The sequence below is a fragment of the Rhizobacter sp. P2_H2 genome (assembly GCF_056403375.1).
The window spans coordinates 1-551 of the sequence record NZ_JBFUFP010001826.1 but is presented as its reverse complement, the minus strand read 5'-3'; the positions used below and the strand labels follow the sequence as shown (position 1 = coordinate 551).

Annotated in this window: 1 protein-coding gene; it reads left to right on the top strand. The window is 54.8% G+C overall.

Features of this window, described 5'->3' with window-relative positions; translation table 11 throughout:
* Positions 1–208 precede the first annotated feature (208 nt).
* Positions 209–551 (top strand): hypothetical protein (locus tag AC1D15_RS36440; RefSeq protein ID WP_477829924.1); only part of this gene is annotated, 343 nt, incomplete at its 3' end.

The window sequence follows — 551 nt, the reverse complement described above, 5'->3', positions numbered from 1 at the left end:
GCACCTTGTTGTGCTGTGTCGGGCACTACTTGGCAGCCGTTGATCTTCGCCTGCAGGAGCATTGAAATTGACGTCTTCAATCGATGGGAGAAGTTTCGCGGATGGTCAGCGAAACGCAGAGGCCAAATCCTCCATAGATTCTGAGCGCGGCGGTGAACGCCCACCGGTCGACTCGCGGCTTACGCCGGCATCGAATTCACTGCAGTCGATGGCAGATGTGAGCCCGTTGATTCAACGCCAACGAAGTGTGATCCAGCGACTGTTTGGTGACAAAGTCGCACAGCGGGAATGGGATGGCGATGAGTCTTCCAAGATCCGCAACTGGACGCCAGTACGCGCGCCTGGTCTGAACTGGCGGTGGATCAACGCCGACCGGATGATGTATTTCGAGTTGGAAAACAGGGATCCGGCGCGAGATACCCCTTTGCTCCAGCGCTTACGAGAATTCGAAGGCCAAAGGAACAGTTACCAGCAGTGGCTGGAGATGTGGCCAAAATTAACTCAAGAAATGAGTGAAACAGCGGTGCGTGGAATAAAATCCGGTGATGGAG